A 10,691-nucleotide genomic window follows, 5' to 3' on the forward strand; every position below is an offset into this window, starting at 1 on the left:
CGAAAAACCGCCCTCCCCTGCGCGCGGCGGCCTGACACGGCTGCCACCACGCCGGGCGCGGGCCCTGCCCTCCCGGCGCGCTGCGCGAGCGCCCGGCACGGGCTCAGAGCGTAGTGAAAAAGGCCCGCATGCGCGCCTCGTCGCAATGGGAGAAATATTCCTGCCAGCTAACGTCCCGCACGGCGTGCGCCAGGGCCTGCGGCTCGCAGCGCACGCCGCACAGGAGCGCCTCCAGCGCGGCCACCTCCGCGGTGGCGAAAAAATCCCCGCAGATGCGGCAGGAGCGGATGACGCCCCCGCGCACGTCCAGACGCCAGTCCACCAGCCCCCAGGGGAAACGCTCGCGCCGCTGCAGGGTGAAGGGCGGCGAGGCCCCGTAGTTCCAGTCCCAGCTGCGGTACTTGCGCGCCGCCAATGTTTCCGCGGCCCGCAGCACCTCCGGCTCCAGCCGTGCCTCGCCGTCGGCGCAACGGCGCAGCAGCGCGGCCCGCAGGCCGTCCATGCTGCTGCCCGGCTTCCAGAAGCCGGCGATGTTGGCCACCCGCGAGCGCACCGAGGCGACGCCCTTGGAGCGTATCTTGTCGGGATCCACGCGCAGGGCCCGCACCAGATCGCCGAAATCCAGCTCCACCAGCAGGGTGCCGTGATGCAGGATGCGGTCCCGGTGCAGGGACTGCGCGCTGCCCGAGATCTTGCGGCCCCCGGCCTCCAGATCGTTGCGCCCCGTGAGGCAGGCCTGCACGCCCAGATCGGCCAGGGCCGCACAGACAGGACGCAGATAGCGCGCGAAATCCACGGCCTTGCGGCCGTGCGCGTTCTCCATGAAGGAAAAATTGAGATTGCCCAGGTCATGGTAGACCGCGCCGCCACCGGTCATGCGCCGCACCACGGGCAGGCGGCGCTCCCGGACGAAATCGCTGTCGATCTCGTCCAGCGTCACCTGATGGCGCCCCACGATGACGCTGGGCGCGTTCTGCCAGAGCAGGAACAGGCCGGGATGGTCCGCGGGCAGCCACTGCAGCAGGCATTCCTCAAGAGCGAGATTGAAGGCGGGATCTGTGGACACGAGGGAGAGAAACTGCATGCGTGGCTCCTGGGGAATGGCCGCCGGGGCTGCTGCGCCCGGCAGAAAAATTAGCACAGGCCCCGGACCCGGACAAGGGATATTGCAAAAAATAAATTGTGAAATCAGGCATAAGCCCGTCACAAGGTCCGCGCTGTCACGCGGGCTGTCACGCGGGCCGCCACGCTGCGGCAGGCCCTGCGCAGTCCCCTGGCCTGGCAGGCCGGCGGGAGCGTCGCGGAGGTCGTCGCCCGGCCGCAGGTCCCGCGAAACAGGACGGCGGCAGGGACCGGCGCAGGGCGCGGACGGATGTCCGGCCCCGGCCGGCGCAGGTGAGGCCCGCAGAGACGGAGGCCGGCGGCGGTCAGGCTCCGTCCGCGACCATGCCCCGTCCGCAGCGGCAGGGGGCGGCAGGCGCGCAGGGCCCGACAGGACGGCGGCAGGCACGAAAAAGGCGGGGGAGAAGACGCGCTCGCGTCCTCTCCCCCGCCGGGTGTCCGCACTCCCTGACGGCCTAGTGGCAGCGGATGCCGGTCAGCAGATGGGCCATCTTTTCCTTCTTGGTGCGCAGGTAGGATTCGTTCTCGGGGCAGGCTTCGATCTCGATGGGCACCCGTTCCACGATCTCCATGCCGTAGCCGGACAGGCCCACGATCTTCTTGGGATTGTTGGTCAGCAGGCGGATCTTGGTGATGCCGAGGTCCACCAGGATCTGGGCGCCGGTGCCGTAGTCGCGCAGATCGTCCGGGAAGCCCAGCTTGCGGTTGGCTTCCACGGTGTCGTAGCCCTGATCCTGCAGCGCATAGGCGCGGATCTTGTTGGCCAGACCGATGCCGCGGCCTTCCTGGCGCATGTAGAGCAGCACGCCCCGGCCTTCCTTTTCGATCTGGCGCAGGGCCGCGGCCAGCTGTCCGCGGCAGTCGCAGCGCAGGGAGCCCAGGGCGTCCCCGGTGAGGCACTGGCTGTGCACGCGCACCAGCACGGGCTCGGGCGTGGTGATGTCGCCCTTGACCAGGGCCAGATGGGTGCCGGGCTCGCGGTCGCTCTCATAGGCGTAGACCGTGAAGTCGCCGTAAAGGCTGGGCAGATGGGCCTTGGCGTCGCATTTGACGGAGACCTGGCCGCGCCGCATGCGGTAGCAGATGAGGTCGCGCACGGAGGCGATCTTGAGGCCGTGCTCGGCGGCGAAGACCTCCAGATCGGGCATGCGGGCCATGGTGCCGTCGTCCTTCATGATCTCGCAGATGACGGCGGCGGGCTTAAGACCGGCCAGACGGGCCAGGTCCACGCTGCCTTCGGTCTGGCCGGCGCGGGCCAGCACGCCGTCGGCGCGGGCGCGCAGGGGGAAGACGTGGCCGGGGGTCACCAGGTCGTCGGGACGGGCGCCGTCGGCCACGGCGGCCTTGATGGTGGCGGCGCGGTCGGCGGCGGAGATGCCGGTGGTGATGCCTTCGCGGGCCTCGATGGAGACGGTGAAGTTGGTGCCGAAACGGGAGCCGTTGTGCCTGGCCATCAGAGGCAGTTGCAGCTTGTCGGCCATTTCGCCGGACATGGGCAGGCAAATGAGACCACGGCCGAACCTGGCCATGAAATTGATGGCTTCCGGCGTCACGAATTCGGCGGCCATGGTCAGGTCGCCTTCGTTTTCCCGGTCCTCATCGTCCACAAGAATGATCATTTTGCCCTGCCGGATCTCGGCAATGGCTTCTTCAGTGCTGCACAGAGGCATGACAGTTCCTTGGCTTGTGCCGTGCGGGGACGGCGTTATGTTCGTCTGTGCCTAAAGGTAGGGCCGCTCCGGCATCCTGTCAACGGGCAGGCCCGTGCGGGCAGGGTCCGCGAAGGCCGCCCGGCAGGGCCCCGCGCCGTCCCCGTGGCGGACGCGGCCCGGCCTCATCCCTCGTGGCGGGGCAGGTCGCGCAGGGGCTGGCCCAGCAGGAAGGGCAGGCAGGCCGCCTCCAGGGCCCCGCGCTCCACACAGAGCTGCCGGAAGGCGGCATCATAGCGTTCCATGGCCGCGGCGGCCGCCATGTCGCCCATATCCAGCAGGGCGAAATACCGGCGCACGTCGCAGGCCTCCTCATGGGCCTGGGCCAGTTCCGTCCACAGCCGACGCCGCTCCCCGGGCAGGGGCAGCAGGGCGATGGCCGCGCGCCGGTCCAGCGCGGGGACCTCGCGCAGCAGGGCCTCCAGCGGCCGCGTGTCCTCGCAGAACAGCGCGCCGCACTGCACGGGGCGGCGCCCGTAGATGGTGCAGCCCGCGCCGGGCGCATAGGCCAGGCACTGCCAAGGATGCGGCCCGCGCCCCACCCCGGCCAGCTTGAGCATCTCGTCCTCCAGCCGGGCCAGACCGCCGCCCATGCCGTCCTGCCGGGCCCACTGGCCCCGGCGCAGACAGACCAGCATCTCCGGCTTCACAGCGCCCGAGGACAGCAAAGGGGCATCGTCCCGCAGCAGGCCGGGCCCGCCCAGCTGGCAGCAACGGCCGCAGCGGCGGCAGACAGGCGCGTCATCAGGCATGGTCGGCCTCCTCCTGCTCGTGCCGGGCGCGGGCGGCGCGGTTGGCCTCGAAACGCTGCCCGAAACGGCGGGTCAGCCAGCGCGAGAAGTCTTCCATATAGGCGTAGTAGACGGGCGTGATGTAGAGCGTCACCAGCTGGGAGAAGCACAGGCCGCCCACCACGGCCAGGCCCAGGGGACGCCGGGCCTCGGCACCGGCGCCCATGCCGATGGCGATGGGCAGCGCGCCCATGAGGGCCGCCATGGTGGTCATCATGATGGGCCGGAAACGCACATGACAGCCTTCGGTGATGGCGTCCAGGGGCGTGCGCGAGGGATCGTGGCGCTGGGCCTCCAGGGCGAAGTCCAGCATCATGATGGCGTTCTTCTTGACGATGCCCAGGAGCATGATGACGCCCACGAAACCGTAGAGGTCCAGGGGCTGGCCGAAGATCCAGAGGGTGAACAGGGCCCCGAAGCCCGCCGAGGGCAGGCCGGAAAGGATGGTCAGGGGGTGGATGAAGCTCTCGTAGAGGATGCCCAGCACCAGATAGATGACCACGATGGCCAGCACGAGCAGCCAGCCCATGCCCTTGAGCGAATCCTGGAAGGCCTGGGCCGTGCCCTGGGACTTGGCGCTCACCGAGTCGGGCAAAAGCGGCTGGCTGGCGCGTTCCACGGCGGCCACGCCTTCGCTCAGGGCCACGCCGGGGCGCAGGTTGTAGGAGATGGTCACGGCCGGGAACTGGCCGTCATGGTTCACGGCGATGGGGCCCACGCCGGGGGTCATCCTGGCCACGGTGGACAGGGGCACCAGATCGCCGCCGGACGAGCGCACATAGAGGCGCGTCAGGGCGTCGGGGTTGCGCTGGAAGTCCTTGCGCACCTCCACGAAGACCGTGTAGTCGTTGGTGGGCGCGTAGATGGTGGAGACCTCGCGCGAGCCGTAGGCCGTCTGCAGGGCCAGCTCGATCTGCCCGGCGCTGATGCCCAGGGCCGAGGCCCGGTTGCGGTCGATGGTCACATGGATCTCGGGGTTCTTGAGCTGCAGGTCGCTGTTGACGTCCTGGATCTCCGGCACTTTCCGCAGGGCGGCCTCCACCTCCTGGGCGCAGTCGAACAGCTCCTGCATGTTGGTGCCGGTGAGGGTGTACTGGTACAGGGCCTTGGTGGAGCGGCCGCCGATGTTGATGGCCGGCGGCACGCGCAAGAAGACCTGCATGGCCGGCGAGGTGTTGAGCTCGCGGCGCAGGCGCTGGACCACGGTCTGCATGTCGGGCCGCTCGCCGTGGGGCTTGAGGTGGATCATGAGCGTGCCGTTGTTCATGCTCTGGCTGCTGCCCACGATGCCCACCACGGAATTGAAGCGGTCCACATGCGGATTGTTGCGCAGGATCTCGTCCAGCTTGTGCTGGGCGTTGACCATGCCCTCGAAGGAGATGCCCTGCTCCGCCTCGGTGGTGGCCACCACGAAGCCCATGTCTTCGCTGGGCAGGAAGCCCTTGGGGATCACCGCCCCCAGCCAGCCGGTGGCCAGGAGCAGGAGCAGCGAGAAGATCAGGGTGGTGCGGCGGTGGTGCAGGACCACGTCCAGGGAGCGGGCGTACTTGTCGGCCAGCCATTCGAAGGCACGCTCCAGCTTGCCGTAGATGCCCTCGTAGCCCACGCGGTGCTTGCTGCCCGAATGGCGCAAAAAGTAGGCGCAGAGCATGGGCGTCAAAGTCAGGGAGACCACACCCGAGAACAGGATGGCCGTGATGATGACCACGGCGAACTCGTAGAACAGGCGGCCCACGATGCCGCCCATGAACAGCACCGGGATGAAGACCGCCGCCAGCGAGACGGTCATAGACAGGATGGTGAAGCCGATCTCGCCCGAGCCGTCATAGGCCGCGGTGAGCGGGTCCTTGCCCATCTCCTGGTGGCGGACGATGTTCTCCAGCATGACGATGGCGTCGTCCACCACGAAGCCCACGGCCAGGGTCAGGGCCATGAGCGAAAGGTTGTCCAGGCTGAAGCCCATGGCCAGCATCACCGAGAAGGTGGAGATGACCGACATGGGCAGGGCCAGGCTGGGGATGATGGTGGCCGGCAGGTTGCGCAGGAAAAGGAAGATGACCAGCACCACCAGGAAGACCGTCAGCTTCACCTCGGCCACGGACTCGCGGATGGATTCCGAGCGGTCGTAGAAGATCTCCAGCGTGACCGAGGGCGGCAGCTGGCGCACCAGGCCGGGCAGCAGGGTCTTGATGTCGTCCACCACCTGCACCGTATTGGCGCCGGGCTGGCGCTCCACGGCCAGCATGATGCAGGGCTTGCCGTTGTCCGACCAGGAAAGCTGCTTGTCCTGCTCCACGCTGTCCACCACTTCGCCGATGTCCGCAAGGCGCACGGGGGCCCCGTTGCGGTAGGCCGCGATCACGTCGCGGAAGGCGGCGGCGTTCTCCAGCTGGCCCGAGGCCTTGATGGCGCTGGCCCGGCGCTCCCCTTCCAGCGAGCCCGTGGGCAGCTTGCTGTTGGCCCCGCTCACGGCGTCGGCCACCTCGTCGATGCCCAGGCCGCGGGTGGCCAGGGCGTCGGGATCCACACGCACGCGCACGGCGTATTTCTTCTGGCCGTAGATGATCACCTGGGCCACGCCCTTGACCATGGACAGGCGCTGCCCCACCAGGGTGTCGGCGTATTCGTTGAGCTCGTACAGCGGCAGGGTGGGCGAACCCACGCGCAGATAGAGGATGGGATAGTCCGCCGGGTTGACCTTGCGGAAGCTGGGGTCATTGGTCATGTTGGTGGGCAGGCGCCGCTCGGCCAGGCCGATGGCGGCCTGCACGTCCAGGGCCGCGGCGTCGATGTCGCGGTCCAGGGCGAACTGGATGGTGATGCGTGTTCGGCCCGTGGCATTGACGGACGAGATGGAGTCGATGCCCGCGATGGTGAAGAATTCCTTTTCCAGCGGCGTGGCCACCGAGGCGGCCATGGTCTCGGGGTCGGCGCCGGAAAGGTCGGCGCTGACCTGGATGGTGGGGAAGTCCACGTTGGGCAACTGGTTGACCGGCAGGTTCACATAGCTGGCGGCCCCGAAAAAGAGCATGCCCAGCATGATGAGCGCCGTGGCCACGGGCCGGCGGATGAACAGTGCGGCGATATTCATGCCCTGCAGCATACCTGCCCGCCCGGCGGGACACAAGCGGGCCGTTCCCGGCCCGCCCGCGCGGACGTTGCGTCTGCAACGTTATTTCCCGTACCATTCCGGGCCGTTAGCCCCTCCGCATGCGCGGAAATTTTTTTGTGCCTAGATGCCGAGCAGCTGGCGCAGGAAGAGGGAGGCCCCCAGACCGATGCACAGTATCCCGATGACCGTGCGCAGGAAGGGCGCGGACACGCGCCTGTTCATGGCGATGCCGCCCAGCAGGCCCACCACCTGCACGGCGCACAGGGCGGGCAGCAGCAGCCAGTCCACATGACCGCCCAGCATGTTGCCCACGCTGCCGGAAAAGGAGGTGGCGATCTGGTAGGGCATGGACAGCGCCACGGCGTGGATGGGCGCATAGCCCACCAGCACCATCCAGGGGATGGAGGCCACCGGCCCGCCCGCGCCCGTCAGGCCGGCCATGGCGCCCGTGGCCCCGCCGATGAGCGCCCGGCCCTTCCAGCCCAGCCAGAAGGGGCTGCCCTTGCGGCCCGGTCTGGGCGGCCGCAGGGTGCAGGCGCCGGCGAAGACGATGACGACCGCCAGGATCATGACCAGCGGCCCGGCGTCGATGCGGGCATTGACCAGCGCGCCGGGCGCGGCGCAGACGAAACTGCCCAGCGCGAAGGGCACGGCCTCGCGGAAGCGGTAGTGCCCGTTCCTGTGATAGAGCCAGGTGCCCACGAAGCCCGTGCCGATGAAGGAGGCCAGGGCCGTGCCCATGGCCGTGTGCGGTTCCAGACCGCTCATGAGGATGAGCACCGGCGGCACCAGGATGCCCCCCACTCCGGCCAGGCCGACCAGGAAGCCCACCAGCAGGCAGACCAGCAGAACAACGATCATCACAGCCCCCAGAAGGAAAATAGGCCGCGGCCCGGCGGCCGCACCAGACAGAGCTTATTCTCCTTTTTGCCCCGGCTGGCAAGCGCAAGTGCGCATGTTGCACGGATGCGCCGCCATCCATCGAAAAGCGCCTCCGCGCGTTGCATCCGTGCATCGCAAAGAAGCCACGGATTCCTTTTACTGATAGCCGCGTCCTCACGTTCCTCCGGGCGGGAGCGCGAGGACGACGCCGGAGCGCACGGCAGGCCCCCAGGCAGGCCGTGACCGGAGAAGGTCCGGGGCGGGGGAGCCTCCCTGCTCATCCGTCAGCATCTGCGCCCGGGGCCGTGCGGGCGGGAGGCCCTCCGCCTGCGGCCGTCCCGCCGCGCATCCGTACCAGCCTCCCCGGCCGCTGTCCGCGCCTGCGTCGCAGCCCTGACCGCGGACACGAAAAAAGGCAGGGCATGCCCTGCCTGACCGTTCCCGGGAACCGCCCGGCCTGCGCCCTGCCGCGCTGTCGCGGCACAGGCGGCCGGCCTACCGCCATTCCGGCCCTTCCATGAGCCCGCAGGAACTCATGGCCGTGAAGAGCACGATGCCCGCAGCCGTGGACAGGTTGATGCTGCGCACGCTGTCCCTGAGCATGGGGATGCGGACCTTGTGGGGCGAACGCCGCAGGATCTCCGGCGGCAGGCCCCGGGTCTCGGGCCCGAAGACCAGACAGTCCGAAGGCGCGAAGGCGAAATGCTGCAGGGGGACGCCGCCCCGGGCCGAGGTCATGACGCAGCGCGGGGCCGTGCCGCCCCCTTCCGCCGTGGCCGCGGCCAGCCAGGCGTCCCAGTCCGGCCAGACGTCCATGCGCACATGCGGCCAGTAATCCAGTCCGGCGCGCTTGAGGTAGCGGTCCTCCAGCTTGAAGCCCAGCGGCTCGATGAGGTTGAGATGGATGCCCGTGGAGGCGCACAGGCGGGCGATGTTGCCGGTATTGGGCGGGATCTCCGGCTCAAAGAGGACGATCTTCATTTGTTTTCCTTTGGAGCGGACAGCATGCACGGGGGCACGGCCGCCGTCTTCGCGCCTGTGCCGCCCGCGCTCCCGGGGCGGCGGCCCCAGGACAGGGGAGCCGTACCGGGAGCGCGGGTCGAGCCGGGGCGGCCCAGGGACTCAGGACAGGGGCGGCGCAGGGAACTAGGACGCGGCCCGTGCCGGGACCGCGATGCCGGGCACGGCCTGGCAGCGCACGCGCATGTCGCGCGAGGCCCGGCCGCTGTCGTCCAGCACGGCGAACAGGTCGGCTTCCACCACTTCCACGCGCGCGCCGCTGTCGCCGTGCGCGTCCAGACGTTCCGTGAGCAGGGCCAGGGCGCGTTCCTTCACCGTTTCCAGCGTGGCCGCGCGCGGCAGCTTTTCCTCCAGCTCCAGCGCCGGGGCGCGCAGCAGGGCCCGGCCGCTGTCGGCATAGACCTCCAGACCGGCCGTGGGCAGGGTCAGGGCCGCGCCCACGGCATTGGCCACCGCCGCATGCGGCGGGCAGTCCACCGGCAGGGCCAGACGCGCCGCCAGACGGGCGCGCAGGCGTCCCGCCGGGCCGCCCACCAGCCAGACCCGCTGCGGCGCGATGTCGCGCAGGCCGCGCAGGGCCGCCAGCGTGTACACGGGACGGGCATTGACGTTGTCCACCAGCTCGCGCACGGCCGCCGCCACCTGCTCCAGGGCATCGTCTACGGCCCGGGCCGCCAGGGCCCCGGGCTCCATGCCGTGTTCCCGGGCCAGGGCCGTCACGCCGCGCAGGGAGGCCGCCGCGTCCCCGGAAAGTTCTCCGGGACGGGCCGCGTCGCAGACATTGAGGGCGTCCAGCAGGGTCGGGGCCGTCCCGCCGAAGGCCAGGGCCGGGCCCTGACGCAGGGGACCGGCATGCACGCGGGCCTGCGCGCCCCGCCCCTCCACACGCAGCAGGGAATCGCCGCCCACGCCGATGGACAGGGAGGCCAGGGAACGCACCAGGGTCCGCCGGCCGCGCACGCGCATGCCGTCGCGGTCCACCACCGGCGAGCCGTGGGCGAACAGGGCCACGTCCGTGGTGGTGCCGCCCACGTCCAGCAGCACGGAGCAGGCGTCCTCCGCCACGGCGGGGCAGAGGGCCAGGATGCCCATGACGCTGGCCGCCGGGCCGGAGAGCACCGACTGCACGGGCTCCTGCCGGGCCAGGCCCGCGGGCACCGCGCCGCCGTCGGCCTTGAGCAGGCGCAGGGGCGCGCCGATGCCCGCCCCGCGCAGGCTCTGCTCCACGGCGGCAAGGAAAGCGTCCACGATGCGGGCCACGGCGGCATTGTAATAGGCCGTGGCGATGCGGCGGGGGAAATTGAGTTCGCCGGACAGGCTGTGCCCGCAGACCGGCGTGAGCCCGGCGGCGCGCACCACGTCGGCCATGGCCAGCTCGTGCGCGGGGTTGCGGGGCGAGAACTTGGCCACGCAGGCCACGGCGCGCACGCCCTTCTTTTGCCAGGCGGCGCAGGCTTCGGCCAGCGGGCGCGTATCCAGGGGCGTCACTTCCACGCCGCGATGGTCCAGGCCGCCCGGCACCACGCAGACGTCCTCTCCGATGGCGAAACGGGCGGGGGCCAGCCCCGGCCCGGCGCTCAGGGCCAGGGCCACGCGGTCGGCACGGCCCTGCACCAGCGCATTGACGGCCAGGGTGGTGCCCACGGTCACCCGGTCCGCCGCGCGCAGGCGCGCCGGGCCTTCGGGGCCGTATCTTTCTTCCAGGGCCCGTTCCAGAGCGGCCAGGGCCGCGCGCACCGAAGACGGCAGGTCCTCGTGGCAGGTGGGCGCCTTGGCCCCGGCCAGGATGCCGTCCGGCCCGCAAAGCACGGCGTCGGTATGCGTGCCGCCCGCGTCGATCCCCAGAAATGTCTGCGCTGTCATGCTGCCTCCAGGGCATCGCTGCCCGAATAGATATAGATATGTCCCAGGGTTGTAAACTTTCAGACCGCCCCTGACAAGCAAGGCCCGCCTCCGGGCCGCGCGGGGATCCGGCACAGCCCTGCGGCGCGACGGTGCCCGCTCATGCCGTCCGGGACGCACGGGATGCCCGCGCCGGCATGGCGCTTCGCCTTG

7 protein-coding genes are annotated in these 10,691 nt (G+C 70.1%); all 7 read right to left on the minus strand.

The features are described 5' to 3' along the window. Positions 1 to 103 precede the first annotated feature (103 nt). The 7 genes from Q1X76_RS09765 to Q1X76_RS09795 all read right to left on the minus strand — a co-directional run bounded on the left by Q1X76_RS09765 (position 104) and on the right by Q1X76_RS09795 (position 10,499). Positions 104 to 1,084: a lipoate--protein ligase gene (locus Q1X76_RS09765; protein WP_300719663.1), complete on the minus strand. Its 981-nt coding sequence runs from the start codon at positions 1,082 to 1,084 to the stop codon at positions 104 to 106. Between the two features lie 493 nt (positions 1,085 to 1,577). Next, on the minus strand, positions 1,578 to 2,792 hold the full coding sequence (locus Q1X76_RS09770) for a bifunctional 3,4-dihydroxy-2-butanone-4-phosphate synthase/GTP cyclohydrolase II (protein WP_300719665.1): 1,215 nt from the start codon (positions 2,790 to 2,792) through the stop codon (positions 1,578 to 1,580). A 164-nt stretch (positions 2,793 to 2,956) separates the two neighbouring features. Further along, on the minus strand, positions 2,957 to 3,583 hold the full coding sequence (locus tag Q1X76_RS09775) for a YkgJ family cysteine cluster protein (RefSeq protein WP_300719667.1): 627 nt from the start codon (positions 3,581 to 3,583) through the stop codon (positions 2,957 to 2,959). Then, entirely contained in the window at positions 3,576 to 6,713 is a 3,138-nt protein-coding gene (locus Q1X76_RS09780; RefSeq protein WP_300719669.1) for an efflux RND transporter permease subunit, read from the minus strand. Before Q1X76_RS09780 ends, Q1X76_RS09775 begins: the two co-directional genes overlap by 8 nt. A gap of 141 nt (positions 6,714 to 6,854) precedes the next feature. Next, positions 6,855 to 7,595: a sulfite exporter TauE/SafE family protein gene (locus tag Q1X76_RS09785; RefSeq protein ID WP_300719671.1), complete on the minus strand. Its 741-nt coding sequence runs from the start codon at positions 7,593 to 7,595 to the stop codon at positions 6,855 to 6,857. A 516-nt stretch (positions 7,596 to 8,111) separates the two neighbouring features. Beyond that, entirely contained in the window at positions 8,112 to 8,597 is a 486-nt protein-coding gene (locus Q1X76_RS09790) for a tRNA (cytidine(34)-2'-O)-methyltransferase (RefSeq protein WP_300719673.1), read from the minus strand. 165 nt (positions 8,598 to 8,762) lie between these two features. Continuing rightward, complete coding sequence (locus Q1X76_RS09795) at positions 8,763 to 10,499, minus strand: hydantoinase/oxoprolinase family protein (protein WP_300719674.1); 1,737 nt, start codon at positions 10,497 to 10,499, stop codon at positions 8,763 to 8,765. Positions 10,500 to 10,691 lie beyond the last annotated feature (192 nt).

The sequence above is a fragment of the uncultured Desulfovibrio sp. genome (genome assembly GCF_949282365.1).
Classification (GTDB): Bacteria; Desulfobacterota; Desulfovibrionia; order Desulfovibrionales; family Desulfovibrionaceae; genus Desulfovibrio.